Raw genomic sequence first — 25,785 nt, 5'->3', positions numbered from 1 at the left:
TGTGTCTCTCAGCGCGGAAAACCGCTCTCAGGTGCGGAAATGCTGATGCGACAAAAATAGGAACGGTTTGTTACCGGCCGATGAACGCGTAGATATATTCCGACCGGTGAGCAGCGGGGCCGGGCGTGTCAATCGTGGCGGACGTCGAGGAGGTCTGCGTTCTCGATGATCGCGCTCTCGAGTCGCCCATGATGCCGGTGCGCGACCTCGAGGACCGCTGAGGTGTCGCGGGCGGCGAAGGCGTCGAGCAGGTCTTCGTGATCGGTGTTGAGTGCCGCCTGTGTCTCCGACGGTACCGATCGCATCATCTGGAAGGGTTCGGTGAGGTTCCAGGTCGCCTCGAACATGTTGAGCAGTCGCGGCATCGCGCACGGCGTGGTGAGGGCGCGGTGAAACTCGCGGGACACGTCATGAAATGCCTTGCCGTCGTTGAACTTCACCGCGACGAGGAGTTCGGCGTGGCGGTCCCGGGCGATCTGGAGCGACGTCTCGTCGATGAGTTCGACCGATCGGGCGAGGGCGGCCTGTTCGAGGGTTCCACGAACGAAGTAGATCTCGCGGAGCTCGTCGGTGGACGGTTGGCTCACGCGGTATCCGGCATGGGGCCGGTGCACCACGAGACCCTCGCCGACGAGCGTCTTCAGCGCCTCGCGTACCGGTATCGGGCTGACCTGGAAGACGTCGGCGATCTCGGCGGGTGGGATCTGGGTGCCGGGAGGCGCGCCACCGGACAGGATCAGCCGGCGGAACTCCTCGAGGACATTGGCGCGCTCGTTGCCCGTGCGGGTCTCCGCGAGCTGTGCGAGCAACCGGGCGGTCATCCGCCGGGTCACCGCATCACTCCGGAGCGGCTCGGGTACTTCGCGATCCACTCGGCGACGGCCTCGGTCAACCGATGCTGGTTGCTGCGCTTGACGATCTCGTGGCCCTCGTCGTCGAACATCAACATCTCGGCGACCGCGCCGCGGGCCTGCAGTTCGGCGACGATCTGCTGTGACTCGCTGACCGGGACGTTGGTGTCGTGTGCGCCGTGGACCACGAGCAGAGGCGCTCGCACATCGTCGATGCGGTGGATGGGGGAGAGGTCGGCGAGCAGCTCGCGGTCTGACTCGGGGTGGCCGTACTTGGTGTACGCGGCGACGGCGATCCACGGTTCGGTGTTGCGGAAGAAGGATTCGAGGTCACTCATGCCGCAGATGGCGATGCCGGCGGCGAACACGTCGGGGTAGAAGGTCAGGCAGGCGAGTGTCAGGTAGCCGCCGTAGGAGCGGCCCGAACAGTACACCGAGTCCGGATCGGCGATACCCAGCCGGCACAGCAGTTCCGCGCAATCCGCGGCGTCGTCGATGCCCGCGTAGCGGCCGTACCGGTCGTCGGCGTGGGAGAAGAGGCGTCCGTAGCCCGACGATCCGCGGACGTTGGGGGCGAAGACTGTGATCCCGGCGTCGACGAGGGGCCCGAAGAGGAACTGGTAGTCCGGTCGGGTCTGGCCCTCGGGGCCGCCGTGGAAGTAGAGCAGGGTCGGGCCGGGTCGCTCGTCGCGGCTCTTCTTCGCGGACCGATAGAGAAAACCCGAGAGCGGCATGCCGTCTCGCGCGAAGAACTCCACGAGTTCGGGGCGGAGGAGGCTCGAGGGGCCCTCGCCGGTGACGACGTCGTCGCGGACGGGTGTCACCGTCCGGTTCGCGACGTCGATCAGGTGGACGAGCGGGGAATGCTGTGGGCTCGAGACGGTCACCGACACCACCGAACCCGCCGCGCTGATCGAGAGATCGGACGCGACCTCGCCGGGCAGCTCGACCGGTGGATGCAGCGTCTGGTCGGGGAGTGTCAGGATCTGCAACTCGCTGCGGCCCTTCAAATTCCACAGGAGGGCGACCGTGGACTGGTCGTGGCTGACCGCGAACTCGTCGAGACCGATGTCGACGCGTTGCGCCATCACCCGGAACCGCACGCCGAACTTGCTCACCTCGACGCCGAGGAGTCGCGGGAACTTCGCGTCGAAGTCGCTGCGCACCAGCGCCTGGACGCTGTCGAGGTCGCGGATCGGTTCGTTGGGAGCGGGGACGAAGACCAGCGACGGATGGTCGAAACCCTGGTCGAGCACGTAACCCTGATCGGTGACCGCGCCGGGGTCCTGGGGGAGCAGCGGGGTCATCGTGACCTCGTCGTCCGGCGAATCGGGGTGGCGCCGGATCAGGAGCATGTCGTGATAGCCGCGCGGACCGACCCGGACGAGCGTCGCACCCTTCCAGGAGTCGATCAGTTCGCTGCCGACCCGCAGGTCGAGGGTGCGGGTGGCCTGGGTGCCGGGATGGACGCGCAACGCATGCGTCGTGCCGTCGTGGTCGATCGCCGTGAGCAGAACCCAGTCGGTGTCCCAGCCGACGAGGCGGACGGTCCCGTAGGACCGGCCGTCCGGGCGGGTGGCCGCGATCCGGTGCGCGGTGTCGTCGTCGGGGTCAGTGGTGACGACCCAGACCTGGTGGTGCTCACCGCCACTCGGGGCGATCTCGACGGCCAACCACCGGCTGTCGGTGGAATGCACGATCTTCCGGACCGGGCCGGTGGACCGAACCTTCACCCAGCGCAGGTCGCCGACACCGTCACGGGACAGGGATCGTTGCGCCGCACGGGGATAACCGTTGCCGTCGTCGACGATATAGGCGAACGCACTCCCGTCGGGGGAGAGCGAGGCGCCATATGTCTTCCAACCGCGGTCGTCGAAACGAAGGATGGTCACCGTCGGGAATTCGCTTCCATCGTCTGGAGCCACATCTCGAGGAGGGCGGCCTGCCACAGCTCGTTGCCGTCGAGCCGGGTGCGGATGCCGTTGGGGTCGCCGAAGAGCTTCTCGAGGGCCTCGGGTCGATAGAGGCCGCGATCGACCGCGGCCTGCGAGCGGAGGGTGTCGGTGACGAGGTCGAGGACTCCGCCGGTCAGATGGCGGATGCCCGGCACGGGGAAATAACCCTTGGTCCGGTCGATCACCGCCGAGGGGAGGAGCGCCCGGCTGGCCTCCTTGAGAACACCTTTGCCGCCGTGTGCGAGTTTGAGTTCCGCCGGACAGGTCGCGGCGAGTTCGACGAACTCGTGATCGAGGAAGGGCACCCGCGCCTCGAGCCCCCACGCCATCGTCATCGTGTCGACTCGTTTCACCGGATCGTCGACGAGCATGACAGTGGTGTCGAGGCGCAGCGCCGCGTCGACGGAGGTGTCGGCACCCGGTGCGGACTGATGTGCATGTGCGAAGGCGAAACTGGGATCGTAGCCGGCCTCGAGGAGGTACTCGTCGGCGAGGATGCTGCGGATGTCGGAGTCGTCACGGTCGAAGAAGACGTTCGCATAGGCGCGGGTCGTGTCCTTCCGCGGCACCCCGCGCAGCGGCGGATACCAGCTGTACCCGCCGAGGATCTCGTCCGCGCCCTGCCCGGACTGGACCACCTTGATGGACTTGCTGACCTCCTGCGACAACAGATAGAAGGCCACGCAGTCGTGACTGACCATCGGCTCACCCATCGCCGCGATGGTGTCGGGGATCGCGGGCAGCAGCCGGTCGGTACCGATGTGGATCTTGTGGTGGTCGGTCCCGAAGGTGTCCGCGATCAGGTCGGAGTAGGCGTACTCGTCGCCGGATTCTCCTGCCGCCGAATCGAATCCGATGCTGAAGGTGGCCAGGTCGGTCTGGCCCTGCTCGGCGAGCAGGGCGACCACGAGTGACGAGTCGACACCGCCGGACAAGAGCACGCCGACCGGGACGTCGGCCACCATGCGGCGCTTGACCGAGGTGCGCAGCGAGTCCAGTAGTTCGGCATGCCAGCGTTCCTCGTCCCAGTCGGCACGGTCGGGGTGGGGCGCGAAGGTCGGCTCCCAGTACTTCCGCTCGGTGCGCCGCCCGTCGGGGTTGACCGTCATGACCGTGGCGGGCGGCAGCTTGCGGATGCCGTTGTAGATGGTGTGTGGTGCCGGGACCACTGCGTGAAAGCTGAAATAGTGGTGCAGCGCAACACGATCGATCGAGGTGTCGACGTCACCGGCGCGGAGCAGGGCCTGCACCGACGACGCGAAGCGGAGTCGTCCGGGCGTGTCGGCGAGGTACAGCGGCTTGATGCCGAGGCGGTCGCGGCCGAGGGTGACGACGCCGGTGTCGGTGTTCACGATCGCAAACGCGAACATGCCGATGAAATGGTCCACGCAGTCAGGGCCCCAGGCGTGGAAGGCCTTCAGGATCACCTCGCTGTCGGCGTGGGAGAAGAAGGAGTACCCCTTTCCCTCGAGTTCGGCCCGCAGTTCGTGGTGGTTGTAGATGCAACCGTTGAACACGAGTGCCAGCCCCAGCGTCGGGTCGATCATCGGCTGGCTGCCCTTCTCGGACAGATCGATGATCTTCAGCCGCCGATGCCCGAGAGCGACAGCCCCTTTCGCGAAGACGCCGCTCCCGTCGGGGCCGCGGCGCGCCATCTCGCAGGTCATCGCATCGACGGTCGAGACGTCGGGCACGCTGCCGTCGAAACGGATCTCGCCGCATATTCCGCACATGATCTCTGTCCTCCTGCTCGGTGGCGCCTGCCGGTCGGCTCTGCTGTGACAAACCGTCCCTCTTCGATACTGCCGCACTCCGGGCGCGGACCCCGAAGGTCTGCACCGCACCGGGGGCGGCGTCGACGACGGGGCCATCCCTCACCCTATGAGCATCCCCGCCGGGTGGCAGGCCGAGACGGTGTCGCGCAATCGGCCCGACACACGGGTGACCTCTGGCTACTATCTCCACGGCGGAGGGAAAGACCAATGTCAGCACAGGTCCACGTGGTGATTCGAGCGCTCGCCGGTGTCGTCATCGGCACGGTGTTCGCGGTGGTGGCCGGTATGGTGCCGGCTCCGGCATCGGCAGCCCCGCAGGGCTATGCACCCGGTCCGGGATGCGCGTGGCAGCTGATGTCCAACAGCACCGACCTCAACGTGGCCTTTCCCGACGCCAATGCGACTTACTGGGTGCTGCCCTACGCCCTCGGTCCGGGGGATTCGATTCGTCTGTCGGGGACCTTCCCGGCCGCCCGGTATTTCTCACTCAATACCTACGGGACGGATCTCGACACCGTCGACACCCTGCGTGACGACGCCATCCGACCTGACCCGGGCAGCATCAATCCCTATGTCGCTCCCGTGGCCATGCCTGCGCCGGCCGAGCGGCGCTGGCATGCGACGGTCGTCCCCGGGGCCGCCGACCACTCGCGGAACGAGATCCGGGGGTTGCCCGCCGGACAACAGGCGCCCGTCGGATTCCTGCTCGTCCGGATCTACGTGCCCGACGACGCCGCCTCGCCGAACGGTGGTGTCACCTTGCCGGCGGTCACCTTCTCCGTCGGCGGGCAGTCGATTCCGCTGCAGCCGTGCGCGCAGCCGTTCAACCCCCGGCGGTACCAGGGGCCGATCGCCGCGGCTCTCACGCGTGTCTTCGACGACTTCATCGAGCGCGCCGCAGCGGCGTCGTTCCCCGACAACGCGGCCGAGGTCACCTTCACCAACCCGGCGACCACCGCGGGACTCTTCCCCAACGGCGACAACAAGTACGTCGGATCGCCGCTGACCTACCGTCCCGGCCGCGTGGCCGTCATCCGCGGCAAGGCGCCGACGTTCCCCGACAGCCGTGCCGGCCAGTCGCCGGCCACCCCCGGTCCCCAGGTGCGGTACTGGTCGATGTGCCAGAACGACAAGGTCACCCCATATCCGGTGGTGGCGTGCGCGGCCGACTTCCAGACCCGACTCGACGCGGACGGTTACTACACTTACGTGATCGCGGCGCCCGCGGACCTGACGCCCGACCAGGTCGCGTCGTCGGATCTGACGGTGATTCCGTGGGGGACCACCTCCGTCGAGCGCAAGATCGTGTTCCTGCGCCACATGCTGCCGTCGCCGCAGTTCTATCCGCGGTCGGTACAGGCATCTCAGGACTCGGGCGCACCGCCGGCGTCGACGATGGGTCCTTACTATCCGCGCGCGACCTATTGTTCGGCGGAGACGGTGCGAACGGCAGGGTGGCAGGCCTGCTACCGGTGACTACCTGGGCGTCACCCAGGTGGTGATGTCGCAGTGGACCACCTCGACAGAACTTCGGAGCGGAATTCGCGCAGCGCCGCCGAGCGGGTTGTCTTTCGTACCGTGAATCTGACGGGCTTGTGGAAGCAGGCGAAGCCTGGTTGTCAGGTCCAGATATGCTCCCTGTTCGTGACATAGGGGGCAAAGTGAAGGACGTTTCCGTTGAGCTCGGGGAACTGGCAGCTGCAGCCCAGCTGACCGGAGTGTGGACCGAGGACTGCGCTGACCAGTTCAGGGCGACCGGTAAGCGGTTGAATGAAAGTCTCAACGTTTGGCTGGTACGTCGGGTGCGGCTATGGAGAAGATCACGACTCGGTGGGGGGAAGCCAGTCGTCGGCTTGTCGAGCAGGTCGGAATTCTGTCAGCCGGATTCCAACTTGCTCACTACGAGTTGTCGTCTGCTGATCGCGAGAGTGCCGACACGATCGAGCGCCCCAAATTGCTGAACCTGGACTAACGAGTGGTCACTGTTGTAGAGATCGACGGGTGGGACGCAGAACAGGTCCGCGAGGTGTTTCGTCAGACTGAGGAGAACATCCGGAACTGCGACACCATGGTCACACGGTTCGCGAATCTGACGGTCTTCGAAACCTGGTCCGGGGATTCCGCGGACGCCGCTGGTTCCCGCGTGGCAACGGCGGTGAAGGACTTCACCAACTTCCGAAACGAATCCGCTGCCATCGGTATGGCCGCTCGGAAGGCTGCCGAATCTATCGACGAGGTCAAAAGGCGACTTGAAGGGATTCGCGAAGGAGCAAGGCAGCTCGGCCTGACCGTCACGGACTCGGGGACAGTCGACGGACCCACTCCATCGCCTTCGGACACGACGTTTCCGCTCTTCGAAGTGTTGGAGTTCATCTCGAAGAAGGAAAGGCTTCAGGAGCAGCTCTCTCAGCTACTCGCCGACGCCGCTCAAGTCGACCAGGACCTGGCCACCGTCATCGATGCAGCAGATGGCGACTTGCCTGTCACCGACGTCGACCCGATCACGGGAACCAGCAGTATCTCGAGGCGAGCCAATCAGACAAAGGTCTTCGAAGATCGGTTCGGTCGCTCTCCATCGACGCCTAGCGATTGGAAGCTTGCGGAAGCGATGGACCCGAATACATACGATCCTCGGTATATGGGAACGGACTCTGCCGTCATCGTGAAATCGATAGACAAGGTTCCCGGCGGAGGCCTCGTGCGTGTGAACGCATTCATCCCACGTGACAACGTCCATAACATTCCTCACGACAACGCCGGCGACAGCAGGGGATTCGATGGGAGCGCAGGCGCGGAGGACAGCAGGGTGTCCATCTACATCGATTACGACAATGGTGTTGTGGTGATGCGTCAAAACCCGTCGGTCGAAATACCATCTGGAGCTGTGAAAGTCGGTAGCCCCACCCTCGGTGTGGCGCAGGATGGTGAACGCGTGCAGGTGACCTTTGAAGCGAAGGATCCATTCATGCCCTTCTACGACCAGGAAGTTGGCAAGTGGGCTTCGAGCACGGTGGAGGCCAGCGTGCGAGGAACCCTGGTTGCAGAGCCATACGACGGTGTGGAGCCAAGATTGGAAGGTCAACTCACCAACTATCCAGCCTGGGAGGTCTACGTAGACTCCGACTCTGGAGTCCCGACACAGGTCTACGGTCATATGCCGGACCCGACCGACCCGTGGGGGCCCGTAAAGCACTTGCCGGGGCATCACGACGTGAAGGTAGGCGGCAATTGATCGGACGATGGTTCCGGCCGTACTCACTCAGGCTCGCGGTCGTTTGCTTGCCGTTGAGCTACCTGGTTTTCGTAGCGTTCTTCTGGGGATGGACCTATATTGCAGCGGCCGACACGGCGACGACGAGCGCTGGTGAGGGGCTGGTCGTCGTCTCTGCTTGGTACGGAATGTCCTGCTATGTCTGGGCGCCGCTGCTGTGGGTCCTCGCCTCATTCATCGGGGTCCTAGTACGGCAGTTGCGAGCACGGCGACGCCAGGGGAGTGCCCTTACCTAGGCGTCACCCAGGTGGTGATGTCGCAGTGGACGACCTCGACACCCTTGGTGTCGACGATGCTCACCGACACCGTTACGTCGGTCCCGGTCGTGATGGCGTCGAAGTCGACGTCGTCGGCGAGGCGCGCCTCGGCGGTCAGCCGAGTGGTCGCCTTGGTCAGGTAGGCGGTCTGCATCGCCTTGGGAATCCAGCGGTGCGAGGTCGGGGTGGTCGCCTCCATCAGTACGCCCATCGCGGCTTCGGCCAGGTTGCACGCGGCGATCGCGTGGAACGTGCCGATGTGGTTGTGGACGCCGAACCAGTTGGGTGCGGTGACCCGGGCGTAGCCCGGCTCCATCTCCTGGACGAGCGGCAGGACGGTCCCGAAGTACGGGGCCTTCGCGACCAGGCCGAGTGAGAACAGCACGTTCCCGAGGGGGATGCCGGGAAGCTTCTTCCGCAGGGCGAAGGTGGAGCTGAGGGCAGGCATGCAAATATCTTACTCGATAGTCAGTTGGCCGGAATCCGGCGTCGCTCACCGATTCCGTTCCCGCGCACCCTTCGCTTGTGAGCGGGAGCGGATCCGGTGAGCGAAAGTCGTCGGAAAGGGTGTGACGAAGCCGGATTTGAATCGGCACCGGCTCTGTTGCATACTTGTCGGGTTGCCTTGACCGGCGGACGCAGGTCGCACTCTGTGCCGACACCGCGGAAGCCGTCAGGTGAATGACTCCCAGGCCCGGTTTACGGGGACTGGGCGTGTAACGCGTGCTCCGAATCAGGTTCACGGGCTCGACACGCCCGACCGCGGGTGCCGGAGCAAACCGGCTCGTACCAGCGACGAGCCAACGTACAACGACAGATGAACAGCGTCGATTGCCGTATCTCACACGGTGGTCATGTGCTCAGCCGGCGAGAGCCTGCCCCTGGTCACGCGGTGTTTGTCTGTCGAGAACAACTGACGGAAGAGGACACAGCGTGGCGGGACAGAAGATCCGCATCAGGCTCAAGGCCTACGACCACGAGGCGATCGACGCTTCGGCGCGCAAGATCGTGGAGACCGTGACCCGTACGGGTGCACGTGTCGTTGGCCCGGTGCCGTTGCCCACCGAGAAGAACGTGTACTGCGTCATCCGTTCGCCGCACAAGTACAAGGACAGCCGCGAACATTTCGAGATGCGTACACACAAGCGACTCATCGACATCCTCGACCCGACCCCGAAGACGGTCGACGCGCTCATGCGCATCGACCTGCCGGCAAGTGTCGACGTCAACATCCAGTAGGACGGGGGCGAGATAAATCATGAGCAACCAGAGTTCATCCAAGGGCATCCTGGGCACCAAGCTCGGCATGACCCAGGTTTTCGACGAGAACAACCGCGTCGTTCCGGTCACGGTCATCCAGGCCGGCCCGAACGTGATCACCCAGCTCCGTACGCAGGATCGTGACGGCTACACCGCCGTCCAGCTCGCCTACGGTGCCATCGATCCCCGCAAGGTGACCAAGCCGGTCGCCGGCCAGTACGAGAAGGCCGGGGTCACCCCGCGCCGCCACCTGGCCGAGATCCGCGTCAACGATGTCAGCGAGTTCGAGGTCGGTCAGGAACTGACCGCCGAGATCTTCGCCGACGGCGCGCTGGTCGACGTCACCGGCACCTCGAAGGGCAAGGGTTTCGCCGGCGTCATGAAGCGCCACGGCTTCGCCGGTCTGGGCGCCAGCCACGGCGCTCACCGCGTGCACCGCGCACCGGGCTCGATCGGTGGCTGCGCCACCCCGGGTCGCGTGTTCAAGGGCATGCGGATGGCCGGTCGTATGGGTAACGACAAGGTGACCACGCAGAACCTCACCGTCCACAAGGTGGACGCCGAGGCCGGCCTGCTGCTGATCAAGGGAGCGATCCCGGGTCGCAAGGGCGGCATCGTGATGGTCCGCGACGCAGTGAAGGGTGGTGCGAAGTGAGCACCGAGACCACGACCAAGTTGACGCTGGACGTCAAAACCGCCGACGGCAAGACCAACGGAACCGTTGACCTGCCGGCCGCGCTGTTCGACGCTCCCGCCAACATCGCGCTGATGCACCAGGTCGTCGTGGCCCAGCAGGCCGCGGCTCGCCAGGGCACGCACTCGACCAAGACCCGCGGCGAGGTCCGCGGCGGTGGCGCCAAGCCCTACCGCCAGAAGGGCACCGGCCGCGCGCGCCAGGGTTCGACCCGTGCACCGCAGTTCACCGGTGGTGGCACCGTCCACGGCCCGCAGCCGCGTGACTACAGCCAGCGCACCCCCAAGAAGATGAAGGCGGCCGCTCTCCGCGGTGCGCTGAGCGATCGCGCTCGCAACGAGCGCATCCACGTGATCACCGAACTGGTTGCGGGGCAGGCCCCCTCGACCAAGTCGGCTCGCGAGTTCCTGGAGAGCCTCTCCGATCGTCGCAAGTTCCTGGTCGTGCTCGGCCGTGAGGACCTGACGGCGTGGAAGAGCGTGGCGAACCTGAACAACGTGCTGCCGATCGCGCCCGATCAGCTCAACACCTACGACGTCCTGGATTCGGACGAGGTGGTGTTCAGCGTCGAGACGCTCAACGCCTTCATCGAGCAGAACACGGCGGATGCCAAGGCTGCCGTCGAGAAGACAGCAGAGGAGGCCTGACATGACGACCGTTGCCGATCCGCGCGACATCATCCTGGCGCCCGTGATCTCCGAGAAGTCCTACGGACTCATGGAGGACAACGTGTACACCTTCCTGGTGCACCCGGAGTCCAACAAGACCGAGATCAAGATCGCGATCGAGAAGATCTTCGGTGTGAAGGTTGCCAGCGTCAACACGGCGAACCGACAGGGCAAGCGCAAGCGGACCCGCTTCGGTTACGGCCAGCGCAAGTCCACCAAGCGCGCCATCGTGTCGCTGACCGCAGACAGCAAGCCCATCGAGATCTTCGGAGGCTCGGTCAGCTGACCGGGGCTTCCAGAGAAGGACTAGAGACTCATGGCTATTCGTAAGTACAAGCCGACGACCCCGGGTCGTCGTGGGGCCAGCGGCTCCGACTTCGCCGAGGTCACCCGTGACCATCCGGAGAAGTCGCTGGTGCGTCCGCTTCACGGGCGCGGTGGCCGTAACGCTCACGGCCGCATCACCACTCGTCACAAGGGTGGCGGCCACAAGCGTGCCTACCGTCTGATCGACTTCCGTCGTAACGACAAGGACGGCATCAACGCCAAGGTCGCTCACATCGAGTACGACCCCAACCGCACCGCGCGAATCGCGCTGCTGCACTACGTCGACGGCGAGAAGCGCTACATCATCGCGCCGAAGAACCTGAAGCAGGGCGACATCGTCGAGAGCGGTCCGGCCGCCGACATCAAGCCCGGCAACAACCTGCCGCTGCGCAACATCCCGACCGGTACCCAGGTCCACGCCGTGGAGCTGCGCCCGGGCGGCGGCGCCAAGATGGCACGTAGCGCCGGCGCGTCGATCCAGCTGCTCGGTAAGGAAGGCGCCTACGCCACGCTGCGTATGCCTTCCGGCGAAATCCGCCGTGTCGACGTGCGCTGCCGCGCCACCGTCGGCGAGGTGGGCAACGCCGAGCAGAGCAACATCAACTGGGGCAAGGCCGGCCGTATGCGCTGGAAGGGCAAGCGCCCGACCGTCCGCGGTGTCGTCATGAACCCGGTTGACCACCCGCATGGTGGTGGTGAGGGCAAGACCTCCGGTGGTCGCCACCCGGTCTCGCCGTGGGGTAAGCCCGAGGGCCGCACCCGTAAGAACAAGGCCAGCGACAAGCTGATCGTCCGTCGCCGTCGCACCGGCAAGAACAAGCGATAACAGGAGGAGGTAAGAGAATGCCACGCAGCCTCAAGAAGGGCCCGTTCGTCGACGACCACCTCCTGAAGAAGGTGGACGTTCAGAACGAAAAGGGCACCAAGCAGGTCATCAAGACCTGGTCCCGTCGTTCGACCATCATCCCCGATTTCATCGGCCACACCTTTGCCGTCCATGACGGACGCAAGCATGTGCCGGTGTTCATCTCGGACTCGATGGTCGGGCACAAGCTGGGCGAGTTCGCCCCCACCCGCACCTTCAAGGGTCACATCAAGGATGACCGGAAAGCGAAGCGCCGCTGATGACTACGCAGACCGATAATCCGACCGCCAAGGCCACCGCACGCTTCGTGCGCGTCACGCCGATGAAGGCCCGCCGTGTGCTGGACCTCATCCGCGGCAAGAACGTGGACGAGGCCCTGGACATCCTGCGGTTCGCCCCGCAGTCGGCGTCCGAGCCCGTGTACAAGGTGCTGGCCAGCGCTGTCGCGAACGCCGAGAACAACCTGGATCTGGATCGCCGGACCCTGGTCGTCGCCACCGCGTTCGCCGACGAGGGCCCGACCCTCAAGCGCTTCCAGCCGCGTGCCCAGGGCCGCGCATTCCGTATCCGCAAGCGCACCAGCCACATCACCGTGGTCGTGGAGAGCCTGCCGGAGAAGGCAGCCGCCGGCCGTGGCCGTTCGCGTCAGCCGAAGAAGAAGGGAGCCTAGTAGTGGGCCAGAAAATCAACCCGCACGGCTTCCGTCTGGGCATCACCACCGACTGGAAGTCGCGGTGGTACGCCGACAAGCAGTACGCGGACTACGTCAAAGAGGATGTCGCCATCCGCAAGCTCCTCTCCACGGGGCTCGAGCGCGCCGGCATCGCGAAGGTGGAGATCGAGCGCACCCGTGACCGGGTTCGCGTCGACATCCACACCGCGCGTCCGGGCATCGTCATCGGTCGCCGTGGCGCCGAGGCCGATCGCATCCGCGGCGACCTGGAGAAGCTGACCGGTAAGCAGGTCCAGCTGAACATCCTCGAGGTCAAGAACGCGGAGTCCGAGGCCCAGCTGGTGGCCCAGGGCGTCGCCGAGCAGCTGAGCAACCGTGTGGCCTTCCGCCGCGCGATGCGCAAGGCGATCCAGTCGGCGATGCGTCAGCCGAACGTGAAGGGCATCCGGGTCCAGTGCTCGGGTCGTCTGGGCGGCGCTGAGATGAGCCGCAGTGAGTTCTACCGCGAGGGTCGCGTGCCGCTGCACACGCTGCGCGCCGACATCGACTACGGACTCTACGAAGCCAAGACCACCTTCGGCCGGATCGGTGTGAAGGTGTGGATCTACAAGGGCGACATCGTCGGTGGACGCCGCGAGCTGGCTGCGGCCGCTCCGGCAGCCGAGGATCGCCGTCCGCGCCGGCCCAGCCGGCCCCGGCGTAGCGGTGCCTCGGGCACCACTGCGACGAGCACCGACGCCGCACGCGCGGCCGAGGCCGCTCCCGCCGAGGCCACTGCTGGTGCGGCTGAGAAGCAGGAGGGCTAGGCCATGTTGATCCCACGTCGGGTCAAGCACCGCAAGCAGCATCACCCCAGCCTCAAGGGGCAGGCCAAGGGCGGCACCAAGGTGACGTTCGGCGATTACGGCATCCAGGCTCTGGAAGGCGCGTACATCACCAACCGTCAGATCGAGTCCGCTCGTATCGCGATCAACCGGCACATCAAGCGTGGCGGCAAGGTCTGGATCAACATCTTCCCGGACCGCCCGCTCACCAAGAAGCCGGCCGAAACCCGCATGGGTTCGGGTAAGGGTTCGCCCGAGTGGTGGGTCGCCCCGGTCAAGCCGGGTCGCGTGCTGTTCGAGATGACCTACCCGAACGAGGAGATTGCTCGCGAGGCCCTGCGCCGCGCACAGCACAAGCTCCCCATCAAGACCCGGATCGTGACCAGAGAGGAGCAGTTCTGATGTCCCTCGGAGTTGCTGCGAACGAGCTCCGCGAGCTCAACGACGCTGATCTGGTCGACCGCCTGAAAGAGTCGAAGGAAGAACTGTTCAACCTTCGGTTCCAGATGGCCACCGGCCAGCTCGACAACAACCGTCGCCTGCGGACCGTGCGTCGTGAGATCGCACGTATCTACACGGTCATGCGCGAGCGTGAGCTGGGCCTGGCGTCCGGACCGGAAGGTGACGACGCATGAGTGAGGACCAGAAGGTGACCGAAACCCAGACCCCCGAGCGCGCACGCCGCAAGGAGCGCATCGGCTACGTGGTCAGTGACAAGATGCAGAAGACCATCGTGGTCGAGCTGGAAGATCGTAAGAGCCACAAGCTCTACGGCAAGATCATCCGGACCACGAGCAAGGTCAAGGCACACGACGAGAACGGCGATGCCGGCGTCGGTGACCGCGTGCGGATCATGGAGACCCGCCCGCTGTCGGCGACCAAGCACTGGCGTCTGGTCGAGGTGCTGGAGAAGGCCAAGTAAGCCCTCTCCTCGCGAGATCTACACACGAACGGCCCGTTCCCTTTCGAGGGGGCGGGCCGTTCGTCGTTTCGGGTATCTCCCGGAGACGGTCGTGTTGGTCTCACCGACGGATTGACCGCGTCTCCGGCGAATGTGAGGGTGAACCTGATGGCCGCGACCGATGCATCTCCGACCGACATACCGATCGAACATCCGGCTTGGGCGCGTCGGGTCTTCGAATCCGACTCGGCCGAGCCGGATCTCGATCATGTCCAGCGAATCGGTGCCCGTTTCCTGGGTCTGGGCTTCATCGGTTATCCGATCGTCCTGCCCGCGGCGATCGCGTCGTCCGGATCGGTGACCGCCTCGTGGTGGGTGCCGCTGAGCATCGTGTTGTCGGTGGGCCCGGGAATCCTGCTGATCATCTTCAGTTTCCGTCCGGGCACGTCCTGGCTGGGTCCGTTGGCGCTTGTCACCTGGTCTGGGTTCCTGCTGTCGATCCTTTTGTGGTTCTGGGCGTGGACGGGCGCGACCCTGACCGATCCGGGGGACGTGGCGCAGTGGATGGTGGCGTTCTGCGGCATGCCCAGCATGGTGTTGATGCTGGTCCACGCCCGGCTCGGCGTGATCAGTCTGATCGTCTCCTCGGTGGCCTCGCATCTCTCGCAGCAACTCGGGCGGTTCGGCGAGCTGACCTCGGACCTCACGTTCGAGATCATGTGGTCGGTCGTTTTCACCTCGGTCTTCCTCGCGGTCGTCCTGGTCGCCACCCGCACGGGACGCCACCTCGACGAGACCCGGGAGGACACCTATCGGACCGCGGCGAACGTGGCCGCCTCGTCGGCCCGCGAGGTCGAGAAGGCGCGTTTCGACGCCATCGTCCACGACCGGGTGATCGCCTCACTGCTCGCGGTCGAACCGGGCAGACCCGACGAGCGGCTCGCCGCCCAGGCCCGTTCCGCACTCGAAGAACTCGCGCGGGTGCCCGGCCCCGGCGGCGCCGAAGCGCTGTCGCGGGGGGAGACGCTGGGTCGGATCAGGTCGGCGGCCGCGGATCTGGCCGAACGATTCGAGGTCCAGGTCCTGGGAGCGGAGGCCGGCGTCGACAGCCTCCGGGATGCCGGGTGGGATCGGGTCGACTATCCGGTGGAAGTCGTCGAGGCGGTGATCGAGGCGATGTCCGAGGCCCTGCGGAACGTGGTCCGACACGCCGGGCCGGACGCCGAGTGCGCGGTGATCGTGCAGCTGGCCGCCGACGCGTTGAGCATGGCGGTCGTCGACAACGGCAACGGGTTCGACCCGGAGTCGGTGGGGCCGGGCCGGGTCGGGATCGCGGTCAGCATCCGTGGCCGGATGGCGCGCCTGCTCGGCGGCCGGGCCCAGGTGAGCAGTCGCGAGGGCCGCGGAACCACCGTCCAGATCGGGTGGGAGCGTCCATGATCGGGAACTGCGAGCGCGGTCGCGACGTCGAGCGGGGCGCGGTCGACAACGCCTTCGGGATCGGCTCCTTCCCGCTGTGGCTGGCAATGGGGATCTTCGGCTGCGGATATCTCGTCGTCACGGTGTATGCGAACAACGACGTCACCGGGGTGTGGCAGTGGATCGGCATCATCGCCGGTTTGGTCTTCTTCGCCGCCGGCGGGTTCCTGATCCTCGACGTGCCGGGGGACCCGCTGCCGGTCGCGGCCACGGTGGTGATCTCCGTGCTCGCCGTCGCCGGCGTGACGGCCTCCCTGTTCTCTTTGCCGTTCCCGCTGACGCATGTCATGCAGACCGGACCGCCCATCGGGGCGTCGGTGATCGTCCTCGCGTTCGTCGCGGTACGCGGCCGTCCGTCGGCGGCCTGGACCGCGAGCATCGTCATCTCGGTGATCGCGACGGTGTGGGGTCATGTCGCGACCCAGGGCGCGATGTGGGGTCTGGCGGTGACCCTGCCCGGCTACGCGATCATGATCATGGGCTCGTTGTTCTCGCTCATGCTGCGGCCCATGGCCAGGCAGTTGTATGCACTGCGTGAGGCGAACGAACGGCAGGCGGCGCGCGACGCGGCCGCGGCCGCGGCCGCCGAGGTCCGGCATCGGCGACTGGCTGCTCTCGACGAACGGGCTCGGCCGATCCTCACGCGGATCGTCGAGCGCGGGGAGTTCAGTGCCGACGAGGTGGCTGTCGCACGCCTCATCGAGGCGCAGTTGCGCGACGGTATCCGGGCGTCCGATCTCGACCTTCCCCAGGTGCGGGATGCTGCGTGGCGTGCCCGGCAGCGTGGCGTCAAGGTGGTGCTGCTCGACGACGGAGGCCTATCCGTCCTCGCCGACGAGGAGGCCGCGCGGGCGCGAGACCATCTCGGTGCGGCGGTCGCCGAACTGCTCGCCGACGCCGAGAGCGGACGCGTGACGGTCCGTATCCACCCACCGGGGCGGAGCACGCTGGCGTCGGTGGGTGTCGACACCGACGATCAGGTCGAACTGGTCGAGTTCACGGCCGCAGGGACGGCGCATTCTTCGTCTTCTGCGACGCCCGCGTCGTCTGCGGACCGGTGGCCGGCCAGATGAACACGGCGACCGAGACCGGCGGCCCGGCAGGAGCGGTACGCGTGGCGCGTGTCGTCGAACGCGTTCGTCGGGGTCTCGGACGCGGTATCCGTGAGGATGCATCCGATCTCGACCGGCAGAAGCGAATCGGGTGCAGGTTCGTCGGGTGTGGGCTGCTGGCGTTCTGCGCCGTGATGCTCCCGACCGCTCTCGCGCGGGCCGATCTCGCGGCCGGTTGGTGGACGCCGGTGAGTCTGGTCCTGGTGGTCGCGCCGGCGGCGTTGTTGGTGGCGTCGACGTTTCTGGCCGTCCCGCGGGCCCTGCTGGGACTCGTGTGCGCGTGCGCCCTTGGCTATCTGATCGCGACGCTCCTGTGGTTCCCGGCGTGGCTCGGCGTCCCCGACGAGTCGGCTCGGTGGGCGGTGTGGTTGCTGCAGTTCCCGTCGGTGCCGAGCTTCGGGTTGGTCGTCATGCTCCGCACCGGCCTGGCGCTGACCAATCTCGTGGTCGCCACCTTCGCCGTGCACGCGGCCAATCAGATCGCGCGCTACGGGGAGCTCCGTCCGGTCGAACTGCTGAGCGTGCCGCTGTCCGTGGCGTTGGCCGGGGTGTTCCTGGCGGTGGCCCTGGCCGCGGTGCGCAACGTGCGTGCGCTCGATGAGCGACATCCCGCCGTGCTGGCGATGACCGCCCGGGCCGCGGCCGATGCGGCGCAGGAAGCGGAACGCTCCCGATTCGACGCGCTGATCCACGATCACGTGATCGCCACCCTCCTCGCGGTACGCGCGGGTCCGCCCGATCCGCGGCTCGCGGCGCAGGCGGCGTCGGCGCTCGACGAACTGGACCGCAGCGCGGTGGCGCCGTCGGAGTTCACGGCCAGGACATTCGCCGCCCGCGTAGAGGACGCCGTGTCCGCGGCGGGTGACCGGGTGTCGTGTACGAACGTGATCTCCGAGCCCGCGGCGAGCTATCCGGCCCAGGTGGTCGAGGACATCGTCGACTGCGTGGCCGAGGCAATCCGGAACTGTATGCGCCACGCGGGCACCGACTCGCGGTGCGACGTCACCGCCGAGTTCGGGGACGGCTTCGTCCGGGTCACCGTCGCCGACGACGGGGTGGGCTTCGACCCGGACCTCGTCGATCCGCGGCGATTCGGCATCGCGGTCGGTATCCGCGCGCGGATGGCCGGCCTCTCGGGCGGCAGTGCGGACATCGAGAGCGCGCCGGGGCAGGGCACGATCGTCGTCGTCGAGTGGAGACGGCCATGACCCCGATCCGGCGAGGTGATCCGATCGACCTCGACGAGACGACGGGCAACCTGTTCGGACTGGGCTCGCCGCTGCTCATCAGGGCCCTGGTCATCTTCGCGAGCGTCTACGTGGTGGTCACCGTCGGCGCGGGATGGGAGATCCGGTCGGTCGCGACGTGGGCGGCGCTGGCGGCGGGTTTCGTGATGTTCGTGGCGGCCGCGTCGATGCTCATGCGGTACGGCAGGTCGACGCTGCCTCGTGGCACCGCCGCGGCGGTGACGGTCCTGACCGTCGCCGGGCTCACGGTGTCGTTGTGGTTCTTGCCGCGCGAGACCTACCTGACCCTGCAGACCACACCGGCCACCTCGGCGATGACCATCATCCTGGCGATGGTGGTCCTGTACCGGCGGCCGTTGTTCGCCTGGGTCGGGGCGCTGTGCGCAACCGGACTGGCTGCGGTCGGCGGCGACCTGATCGGGATCGGATACGCGATCGGAGCCGGCAACACCTTGTTCTGCTACCCGGTGCTGGTGCTCGCCACACTGTTCGGACTCATGGCGATACCGATGCCCGACCGTCTCCGCATGCTGCGCGAACAGGCGTTCGCGCAAGCCGCCGAGGAGGCCGCGACGGCGGCGTCGGCCACCGAACGGACCAAGCAGTTGAAACGACTCGATGCCGGTGCTCGTCCGATCCTGGAACAGATCGCCGACGGGCACGAGTTCCGCCCCGAAGAGGCGCTCGACGTGCGTCTGACCGAAGCTCAGCTCCGCGACACCATTCGCGCACCCGGGTGGGACTCGCCGGAAGTGGGCAGATCGGTGTGGGCCGTCCGCCGACGAGGTGTCTCGGTGCGGTTGCTGGACGACGGAGGCCTCGACGCGTACGCGCCGGGTGATCTGGATGACACGCAGTCTCCGGGGAATCTGGCCCGTCGGATGCTCGTCGTCGAGTTGACCGCCATCGATTCCGACGGCGGGGGCCAGGGCAGCGTGACCGCCCGGATTCTCCCGCCAGGACGCGAGGTGCTCGCGTCGATAGTGGTCGATGTCGGTACGCGCATGCGTCGGGTGGAAATACACCGAGACGGCAGAGTCTCCGTCGACGCCACCTCGACGGGCGGGGTCGACGCCGCGGGCACGCCGAACGGGCCGGTCGCCCCGGCGTGACGTGTTCTCGTCAGCCCTGCTGACGGCGTAGCCAGCCGAGGACGTCGGGCGTCACCGGCCGCGCGGCGTCGGCGTACTCCGGGTGCTTCTCGAGGAACGCCGCCACCAGCGGGCACACCCCGACGATGACCAACCCGCGTGCCCGGGCGTCGTCGAGTGCCTCCCGGACCAGGATCGTGGCGAGTCCCCGGCCGCCGAACTCCTCGGCGACCTCGGTGTGGAAGAAGACCCGCTCGGTACCTGCCGCAGAGTCGGCTCGGTCCCGGTACTCGGCGAAGCCTGCGACGACACCCTCGGCTGTTCCGTCGACGGTGATCTCGTAGCGCTGGGCGGAACCGTTGTCGCGCACCGAGGTCTGGGCGCCGGTCTTGTCGGTGGTGGGCTCGTGTTGGGTCACGATGTCACCTTGCCACGATCGGCCCCTGGACGGACCACGGAAAGTCGATCCACTTGTCGGTCGTGCGCCAGGTGTAGTGGGGGACCGTGATGGTATGCGGCTTCTTGTAGAGCACGGCATTGCGTACTTCGGCGACGCGGCCCTGTTCCTCGCAGAAGTCGTTGACCAGTTGGAGGGTCTTGCCGGTGTCGGCGACATCGTCGACCACCAGAACGCGCTGATCGGTCAGACCGGTCGACTCGAGGAGCGACGGAAGCATGACCGGCTCCGCCAGGGTCTCGCCGACCCCGGTGTAGAACTCGACATTCAACGAGATCATCAGCTTGCAGTCCAGGGCGTAGGCGATCGCACCGGCCGGGATGAGACCTCCACGCGCGATGCCCAGGATGATGTCGGGTACGAACGCATCGTCGGCGACCTGCTGGGCGAGTTCCCGGCAGGCGACGCCGTTCAGTTCCCAGGTGAGGATCTCGCGGTCGGTGGCAGGTGTCGTCATGAGGACACTCTCGCAGAACACCGGCGCCCGTGCCGAGCCCAGCTCATTCGAATGATGAAAGAACATTAATCCGGAATGCAGAATCCTTCGCGCACGCGAATGGGGTTCGCGGCCGGGAATTGACGTAATGTGATTTCAGTCCGTTAACGATATTTCGGTCGCTCGAACTACATCGAAGGGCTGGCGCGACGAATCGATTGCGGTACATTCGGCCCCATGGCGGTGGTGACCGACAGTCAGATCAAGGCTATTCCCGGATGGTTCTTTCGTAGCGATTGGTCGATATTCCGATTCGCGCTCGAGGAGTCATCTCGACAAGTGGGAAAAGGTGACTTGCTGGAGTTGGGTGCCTATCTGGGGAAGAGTGCCGTACTGATCGGCGGCGATGTCGGGCAAGGCGAGACGTTCACGGTCCTCGATCTGTTCGGCGCGCAGGCGGATACTCCTGCGAACGCTGCGGAGAACGAAGATCAGTACCCGTCGCTGACGAGATCGCGGTTCGAGGAGAACTACCTGAAGGTCCACGACGCCCTTCCCTCGGTGATCCAGGCTCCGAGTTCGCAGGTTCTCGACCATGTGTCGTCGGGGTCTCACCGGTTCGTCCATGTCGATGCATCCCATCTCTACGAACATGTTGTCGGGGATGTTCGAGCATCTCGCGAATTGTCTGCGCCACAAGGGATCGTGGCGTTCGACGACTATCGGACCTTCCATGCGGTCGGGGTGTCGGCGGCTGTGTGGGAAGCGACCCGGGACGGCCTCAACCCAGTCGCCGTCACGGAGATGAAGATGTACGCAACGTGGGGTGACCCTGATCCGTGGGTCGACGCGCTTGCCCGGTGGCTCCCTTGGTCGGGTCTCGCCTTCGAGGAAGAGAGGATCGCCGAGAACGCAGTGTTCCGCGTGTGGAGGAAGCCGGGCGCGGTGATACGTGGATTGATGGAGTTACAGAAGCGCCGGATGTCCTGAGTTGTCCACCGGACGTGCCGGAACAGGTCCTCGGCGAACCGTCCGATCCAGGTGTGATGGCGACCCTCGTCGGCCTTACTGATGTGTGCACGAGCGTCTCATGTCAAATCTCTTTCGCCGGACGTTTCGTGCGGAGTCTCGACGGGTAGGAATCCCTCGCGTATTACCCGGCGGAATTCGAGATAAAGCAAGGCTTGTTCAGTTCCTCGACACTCGCCGGTTCGGGCATCGAAACTACTCGCCGCGTCGAATATCCGATTGGAGTGCTATGAGTAAATTGACCGTCGTGGTTCCGGCTTTCAACGAAGAGGACTTCATCGAAGGGTGTCTTGATCGTTTGGTCGACCAGACGCGGCCGATCGACGAGATCATCGTCGTCGACAACGGGTCGACGGACGCGACGCCGCAGATCGTGGATCGGTACGTCGATGCTCACCCCACGGTCACCCGCCTGGTCGAACACACGCCCGGCGTGATGGCGGCACGGCGAGCCGGCTTCGACGCTGCGACGTCGGACATCATCGCCAAGACTGATGCGGATTCTCGTGTCGCGCCCGACTGGGCGGAGCGGATCGTCGCCTTCTTCGACAGTGACGCGGGGACTGATCATGCGGCGCTCACGGGCCCGGTGCTGACCTGGGACGGACCGTTCTACGAGTTCCAGAGGAAACTTCAGACGAAAACACTCGGACCGCTCGGCGACGGCGGCGAGATCAAGAGCGTTCACGGCCCGAATTACGCTCTGCGGCGCACGGTGTGGCTGCGGGTGCGGGAGAAACTCCAGACAACCGATGACGTCTGGGAGGATCTCGATCTGGGACTCACGCTGTCCGAAACGGAACATCGGATCTACTTCGATCCGAAGGTGGCGGCGGACGCTTCATGTCGTCAACTCCGTCATTCCCCTTGGGCCAACCGCAGTTACATCACCGGCGGGCTACGGACGGCACGGGGCAGGAACAACGATGCCGCGATCAAGACGATGCGTATCGACCTTCCGATCCGATTCGTCATGTTCACCGGGATGTGGGTGCTCTTCCGTCCGTGGGATCCCACCAAGAAGAACTGGCGACTCCATCGCCTGTTCCTCCCACTCGAACGCGAGCGCCGACTCGTCACCAGCGGTCGTGCGGCGCGGGGGGACCGGTAGGACCGTCGTCACCAGGCGTCTTGCTTTCGCACAGCCCGACAGATCAGGCACACCGTGCCGGATCGCTAATGGAACCGGTTGCCCGACCGATATGTGAACGAAGATGTCCACCCGCCGAAGCGCGGTGTCTGTCGCTGAATGATTGCCGACGCCGGGGTGGATAGGCTGGTATGGGTCCGGGTCCGATACTCGGATCGCAGCGTTGGAAATCGACTGAGAGAAGAGATGCCCGTGGCCTCTGGTCAGCAATCCTCGGATGCCATGCGCCAACCCCGGCACCGGCGACCCGAAGACGAGCTCGCGGCGGACGACTCGGTCGCGGCCGAGGCCTCTGAGAACGGTTCGGATGACATCGCGGCGAGGCTCCAGGAGTGGCGCATGGAGAACGCGCGACTGGGTCTGGCAAACAGTGAATCGAGCGCTGAGGACAGTGCGGACTCTCCGGCGACGGAACCGTCACCGTCGCGCGGCGATGAACAGCCGACTCACCACCGGAACGAGCGCTCTGACGTCCAGGCGGTGCCGAACAGGGGGGACTCGCCCCCGGTCGCATCTGTCGCCGGCCACGACGATCGAGCTGCTGGGAACGGTGTGCCAATGCGAGCTGAGGACCCACGGTCGGAGGACGCAGCGCCCGGTGAAGTGAGGCCGAGTGATGTCCGCGAGCGTGGTGTCGCCGCGTCGCCGAACCCGCCTGCCATCGAGGTCACCAACCTGCAGAAGCGGTTCAAGGACACCGTGGCGGTGCAGGACGTCAGTTTCACGGTCCCCGCGGGAAGCATCGTCGCGCTTCTCGGGCCCAACGGTGCCGGCAAGACGACCACTGTGAACATGCTGTGCACACTCCTCAAGCCCGATGGCGGTACCGCCTCCGTGAACGGGCACGACGTGGTCGGCGATTCGGCCGCGGTTCGCCGGTCGATCATGCTGACGGGTCAGTTCGCCGCACTCGACGAGGCGTTGACCGGCCGCGAGAACCTGATCCTGTTCGGTCGCCTTCTCGGGCTGTCCAAATCCGCTGCCAAGATCCGCGCCGACGAGCTCCTCGAGACGTTCTCGCTGGTGGAGGCCGGCGGCAAGCGTGTCGGCCAGTACTCGGGCGGTATGCGACGACGTATCGACATCGCCTGTGGCCTCGTCACGTCGCCGAAGGTTGTCTTTCTCGACGAGCCGACCACCGGTCTCGACCCCCGTAGTCGTCTCGAGGTGTGGTCGCTCGTGGGACAGCTCCGCGACGAGGGCGTCACGATCCTGCTGACCACCCAGTACCTCGAGGAGGCCGACGTCCTGTCGGACAACATCGTGGTCATCGACAAGGGGCGCGTCATCGCCCAGGGCACGTCCGACGAGCTCAAAGAGGCCACCGGCGCGGCCTACTGTGAGGTGACGCCCACGCACGCGGACGACCTGCCCCGCCTGCAGGAGGTGCTGGCGGACCTCATCCCCGACGGTGCGTCGCCCCACGAGAACGTCGTGGCCGTACCGGCCCCGCGTGGAACGGAGACACTGGTGGAGGTCATCCGTCGCACGACCGAGGCCTCGATCGAACTCTCGGACGTCGCGATGCGGCGTCCGTCGCTCGACGAGGTGTTCCTGGCGCTCACCGATCCCGACCGCGGCGGGAGGTAGCCGATCCATGTCCGTGTCCCAGACCGGAGCCCTGACGTCGTCGTTCCGCGAGGTACCGGCCGAGGCCCGAACCCGACCATTGCAGCAGTGGTGGGCGCTCACCGCGCGCGGGGTCTCGAAGGTGTTCCGTAACGGCGAGTTCGTGTTCGCGTTCGTTTCGCCGGTTTTTCTCGCGGTGTGTTTCTACCTGCCGCTGAGCAGTGTGATGAATTCGTTCGGCGTGGACTATGGGCAGTTCCTCATGCCCATCATCGTGCTGCAATCGGTCGGCTTCGCCGCATCGTCGGCCGCGATGCGCGCATCATTCGACGACACCGAGGGAATCAACACCCGTTTTCGTGTGCTGCCGATGCCCGCGGCCGTCCCGATGGGTGCCCGGCTGGCCACGAACGTGACCCTGCTCGTGGTGTCGTTGATCTGCGCGACCGTGGCCTGCTCCGCGATCGGCTGGCGCCCGATGGGCGGTGTCGTCGGTACGGTCGGCCTGTACGCGGTGGCGTTCACCGTCGGAGTGCTCATCGCCCTGCTGGCGGACGGGATCGGGCTCGTCGCCGGTAGTCCCGAGGCCACCAGTCAGGCGATGATGCTGCCGACGCTGATCCTGGGCATGATGTCGACCGGCTTCGTGCCGGTGTCGCAGTTCCCGGAATGGATTCAGCCGTTCGTACGCAACCAACCCATCTCCCAGTTCGTCAACGTCATGCGGGCCACCGACTACGGCGCGCTGTCCTGGGACATCCTCCAGCCGACCGTGTGGTGGTGCGTCGGACTCTTCGTGACCGCCGTGTTCCTCCTGGCCATGGGTAGCCGGAAGGTCCGCTCATGATCGCCTCCGACGCCGGGAACAGCGCGGTGGGTCTGCAGACGAACGAGCCGGCGGAACCCGGCCACCCGAAGCCGGCCCTGGCCGTGGCCGGTGAGGCCGGAGTTCACGCGGAGTCCTCGGTCAGCGCCTGGTGGAGCCAGAGCCTGGCCCTGACCGGTCGTCAGCTGCTGGTCTTCGTCCGCGACGTCCCGACGCTGCTGCAGTCGCTGATCGTGCCCGCCCTGAGCATGCTCATGTTCAAGGTCGTGCTCGGCGATGCCATCGGCAGGGCGACCGGCCAGGACAGTGCTTACGGAACGGTCCCGCTGGTCATCCTGGTCGGCGCGATGTTCGGGTCGATCGCGTCGGCGACACGGCTCAACCGGGAACGCTCGACCGGGTTGCTGGCCAGGCTGTACGTCCTGCCGATCAACCGAGGAGCCGACCTCACCTCACGCGTGGCGTCGGACCTGGTCCGAGTGCTGGTCACGACGCTGTTGCTGCTGGCTGCGGGGCACTTGATCGGCTTCCGCTTCACGCAGGGCGTCGGTCCGGCGATAGGCCTGGTGGCGGTGGCGCTGGCGTACGGCGCGGCGTTCGGGATCATGACCCTGGCGCTGGCGGTCAACGCGGCTCCCGGGGCACCGATCGTTCCGTATCTCGGTCTCTTCTCGAGTCTGCTGATGTTCTTCAACTCGGGGTTCTCGCCGCTGAGCGCGTACCCGGAATGGTTGCAGCCGATTGTTGCGAACCAGCCGATGACGCCCGCCATCGATCTGATGCGAGCGTTCGCGGTCGGGGGACCGATAGCCGAGAACCTGCTCAAGGTGGGTATCTGGACGGTGGCGCTGCTCGCGCTGTCGATCTATCCGGCGCTCCGCGGATACCGGAAGGCCGCGACGGCCCGGTGAGGCCGACCGCAGCCGGTCGTTCGCATCCGTAACGTGTGGAGCGATCGATCGGTGGGTACCCACGGGGAGGCAGCCCCTTCGCCGTGACACGGGCCACTACCACGAAGACATGCAGCCCAGCGTGTTTACCGTCTGTTCCGTCCCCGACCCGCTGACC

At 66.1% G+C, this 25,785-nt stretch carries 28 protein-coding genes; 22 read left to right on the top strand and 6 right to left on the bottom strand.

The genetic code is table 11. The annotated features are described in order from the left end of the window. Window positions 1-128: 128 nt before the first annotated feature. The 3 genes from IHQ52_RS22020 to IHQ52_RS22010 are packed head-to-tail and all read right to left on the bottom strand — an operon-like array spanning window position 129 to window position 4,539. The gene (locus IHQ52_RS22020; protein WP_040004506.1) at window positions 129-821 is read right to left on the bottom strand and encodes a GntR family transcriptional regulator; all 693 of its coding nucleotides are present in this window, start codon (window positions 819-821) and stop codon (window positions 129-131) included. An 8-nt stretch (window positions 822-829) separates the two neighbouring features. Beyond that, window positions 830-2,743, bottom strand: coding sequence for a S9 family peptidase (locus IHQ52_RS22015; RefSeq protein ID WP_006434687.1), 1,914 nt, complete (start codon window positions 2,741-2,743; stop codon window positions 830-832). Beyond that, the gene (locus tag IHQ52_RS22010; RefSeq protein ID WP_006434686.1) at window positions 2,740-4,539 is read right to left on the bottom strand and encodes an N-acetylglutaminylglutamine amidotransferase; all 1,800 of its coding nucleotides are present in this window, start codon (window positions 4,537-4,539) and stop codon (window positions 2,740-2,742) included. Before IHQ52_RS22010 ends, IHQ52_RS22015 begins: the two co-directional genes overlap by 4 nt. Window positions 4,540-4,788: 249 nt before the next feature. On the opposite strand from IHQ52_RS22010, the gene IHQ52_RS22005 reads away from it, so the two are divergent. Both IHQ52_RS22005 and IHQ52_RS22000 read left to right on the top strand, forming a co-directional pair. Then, complete coding sequence (locus IHQ52_RS22005; RefSeq protein ID WP_006434685.1) at window positions 4,789-6,057, top strand: hypothetical protein; 1,269 nt, start codon at window positions 4,789-4,791, stop codon at window positions 6,055-6,057. Window positions 6,058-6,556: 499 nt separating this feature from the next. After that, a complete protein-coding gene (locus IHQ52_RS22000; RefSeq protein WP_006434683.1) occupies window positions 6,557-7,813 on the top strand; it encodes a hypothetical protein in 1,257 nt (418 codons plus the stop codon). Window positions 7,814-8,080: 267 nt separating this feature from the next. Here IHQ52_RS22000 and IHQ52_RS21995 read toward each other — a convergent pair whose 3' ends face one another. After that, window positions 8,081-8,557 carry a hotdog fold domain-containing protein gene (locus IHQ52_RS21995; protein WP_006434682.1) on the bottom strand — a complete coding sequence of 159 codons (477 nt, stop codon included), beginning with the start codon at window positions 8,555-8,557 and terminating at the stop codon, window positions 8,081-8,083. 485 nt (window positions 8,558-9,042) lie between these two features. Between IHQ52_RS21995 and rpsJ the strand changes: the two genes are divergently transcribed. The 15 genes from rpsJ (at window position 9,043) to IHQ52_RS21920 (ending at window position 19,271) form a co-directional block, all read left to right on the top strand. Beyond that, window positions 9,043-9,348 carry a 30S ribosomal protein S10 gene (rpsJ, locus tag IHQ52_RS21990; RefSeq protein ID WP_003938093.1) on the top strand — a complete coding sequence of 102 codons (306 nt, stop codon included), beginning with the start codon at window positions 9,043-9,045 and terminating at the stop codon, window positions 9,346-9,348. 19 nt (window positions 9,349-9,367) lie between these two features. Beyond that, window positions 9,368-10,024 carry a 50S ribosomal protein L3 gene (rplC, locus tag IHQ52_RS21985; RefSeq protein ID WP_006434681.1) on the top strand — a complete coding sequence of 219 codons (657 nt, stop codon included), beginning with the start codon at window positions 9,368-9,370 and terminating at the stop codon, window positions 10,022-10,024. Next, window positions 10,021-10,710 (top strand): 50S ribosomal protein L4, encoded by a 690-nt coding sequence (gene rplD, locus IHQ52_RS21980; protein WP_006434680.1) that lies wholly within the window; start codon window positions 10,021-10,023, stop codon window positions 10,708-10,710. Before rplC ends, rplD begins: the two co-directional genes overlap by 4 nt. Before the next feature lies 1 nt (window position 10,711). Further along, a complete protein-coding gene (gene rplW, locus IHQ52_RS21975) occupies window positions 10,712-11,017 on the top strand; it encodes a 50S ribosomal protein L23 (protein WP_006434679.1) in 306 nt (101 codons plus the stop codon). Between the two features lie 30 nt (window positions 11,018-11,047). Then, window positions 11,048-11,884, top strand: coding sequence for a 50S ribosomal protein L2 (gene rplB / locus IHQ52_RS21970; protein WP_005194639.1), 837 nt, complete (start codon window positions 11,048-11,050; stop codon window positions 11,882-11,884). A gap of 17 nt (window positions 11,885-11,901) precedes the next feature. Then, a complete protein-coding gene (gene rpsS / locus IHQ52_RS21965) occupies window positions 11,902-12,183 on the top strand; it encodes a 30S ribosomal protein S19 (protein ID WP_004020551.1) in 282 nt (93 codons plus the stop codon). Next, window positions 12,183-12,593, top strand: a complete 411-nt coding sequence (rplV, locus tag IHQ52_RS21960; protein WP_006434678.1) for a 50S ribosomal protein L22 — start codon at window positions 12,183-12,185, stop codon at window positions 12,591-12,593. The genes rpsS and rplV overlap by 1 nt, the downstream gene beginning before the upstream one ends. Window positions 12,594-12,595: 2 nt before the next feature. Further along, window positions 12,596-13,402, top strand: coding sequence for a 30S ribosomal protein S3 (gene rpsC, locus IHQ52_RS21955; protein ID WP_004020549.1), 807 nt, complete (start codon window positions 12,596-12,598; stop codon window positions 13,400-13,402). A 3-nt stretch (window positions 13,403-13,405) separates the two neighbouring features. Next, entirely contained in the window at window positions 13,406-13,822 is a 417-nt protein-coding gene (rplP, locus tag IHQ52_RS21950) for a 50S ribosomal protein L16 (protein WP_004020548.1), read from the top strand. After that, window positions 13,822-14,055: a 50S ribosomal protein L29 gene (rpmC, locus tag IHQ52_RS21945; protein ID WP_006434677.1), complete on the top strand. Its 234-nt coding sequence runs from the start codon at window positions 13,822-13,824 to the stop codon at window positions 14,053-14,055. The genes rplP and rpmC overlap by 1 nt, the downstream gene beginning before the upstream one ends. After that, the gene (gene rpsQ / locus IHQ52_RS21940) at window positions 14,052-14,342 is read left to right on the top strand and encodes a 30S ribosomal protein S17 (protein WP_006434676.1); all 291 of its coding nucleotides are present in this window, start codon (window positions 14,052-14,054) and stop codon (window positions 14,340-14,342) included. Before rpmC ends, rpsQ begins: the two co-directional genes overlap by 4 nt. A gap of 147 nt (window positions 14,343-14,489) precedes the next feature. Next, window positions 14,490-15,761 (top strand): sensor histidine kinase, encoded by a 1,272-nt coding sequence (locus tag IHQ52_RS21935; protein ID WP_040004504.1) that lies wholly within the window; start codon window positions 14,490-14,492, stop codon window positions 15,759-15,761. Continuing rightward, window positions 15,758-16,873, top strand: a complete 1,116-nt coding sequence (locus IHQ52_RS21930; RefSeq protein WP_006434674.1) for a hypothetical protein — start codon at window positions 15,758-15,760, stop codon at window positions 16,871-16,873. The genes IHQ52_RS21935 and IHQ52_RS21930 overlap by 4 nt, the downstream gene beginning before the upstream one ends. Beyond that, on the top strand, window positions 16,870-18,120 hold the full coding sequence (locus IHQ52_RS21925; protein ID WP_040004503.1) for a sensor histidine kinase: 1,251 nt from the start codon (window positions 16,870-16,872) through the stop codon (window positions 18,118-18,120). Before IHQ52_RS21930 ends, IHQ52_RS21925 begins: the two co-directional genes overlap by 4 nt. Continuing rightward, window positions 18,117-19,271 carry a hypothetical protein gene (locus tag IHQ52_RS21920; protein WP_006434672.1) on the top strand — a complete coding sequence of 385 codons (1,155 nt, stop codon included), beginning with the start codon at window positions 18,117-18,119 and terminating at the stop codon, window positions 19,269-19,271. The genes IHQ52_RS21925 and IHQ52_RS21920 overlap by 4 nt, the downstream gene beginning before the upstream one ends. 10 nt (window positions 19,272-19,281) lie before the next feature. Here the strand turns inward: IHQ52_RS21920 and IHQ52_RS21915 are convergent, their stop codons facing one another. After that, window positions 19,282-19,668, bottom strand: coding sequence for a GNAT family N-acetyltransferase (locus IHQ52_RS21915; protein ID WP_006434671.1), 387 nt, complete (start codon window positions 19,666-19,668; stop codon window positions 19,282-19,284). 4 nt (window positions 19,669-19,672) lie between these two features. Then, entirely contained in the window at window positions 19,673-20,164 is a 492-nt protein-coding gene (locus IHQ52_RS21910; RefSeq protein ID WP_006434670.1) for a phosphoribosyltransferase, read from the bottom strand. Between the two features lie 216 nt (window positions 20,165-20,380). Here IHQ52_RS21910 and IHQ52_RS21905 point away from each other — a divergent pair, with 216 nt between their 5' ends. The 5 genes from IHQ52_RS21905 to IHQ52_RS21885 all read left to right on the top strand — a co-directional run bounded on the left by IHQ52_RS21905 (window position 20,381) and on the right by IHQ52_RS21885 (window position 25,628). Next, a complete protein-coding gene (locus tag IHQ52_RS21905) occupies window positions 20,381-21,133 on the top strand; it encodes a class I SAM-dependent methyltransferase (protein ID WP_006434669.1) in 753 nt (250 codons plus the stop codon). 85 nt (window positions 21,134-21,218) lie between these two features. Further along, window positions 21,219-22,283 (top strand): glycosyltransferase family A protein, encoded by a 1,065-nt coding sequence (locus IHQ52_RS21900; protein ID WP_238063960.1) that lies wholly within the window; start codon window positions 21,219-21,221, stop codon window positions 22,281-22,283. A 225-nt stretch (window positions 22,284-22,508) separates the two neighbouring features. Then, window positions 22,509-23,912: an ATP-binding cassette domain-containing protein gene (locus tag IHQ52_RS21895; protein WP_157228256.1), complete on the top strand. Its 1,404-nt coding sequence runs from the start codon at window positions 22,509-22,511 to the stop codon at window positions 23,910-23,912. 7 nt (window positions 23,913-23,919) lie between these two features. Next, window positions 23,920-24,738, top strand: coding sequence for an ABC transporter permease (locus IHQ52_RS21890; protein WP_006434666.1), 819 nt, complete (start codon window positions 23,920-23,922; stop codon window positions 24,736-24,738). Further along, window positions 24,735-25,628, top strand: coding sequence for an ABC transporter permease (locus IHQ52_RS21885; RefSeq protein WP_006434665.1), 894 nt, complete (start codon window positions 24,735-24,737; stop codon window positions 25,626-25,628). Before IHQ52_RS21890 ends, IHQ52_RS21885 begins: the two co-directional genes overlap by 4 nt. Window positions 25,629-25,785 lie beyond the last annotated feature (157 nt).

The organism is Gordonia amicalis (genome assembly GCF_022059885.1).
Classification (GTDB): Bacteria; Actinomycetota; Actinomycetes; order Mycobacteriales; family Mycobacteriaceae; genus Gordonia; species Gordonia amicalis.
Note: the sequence above shows the minus strand (reverse complement) of the source record. Positions and strands in the feature narration are given on the sequence as shown.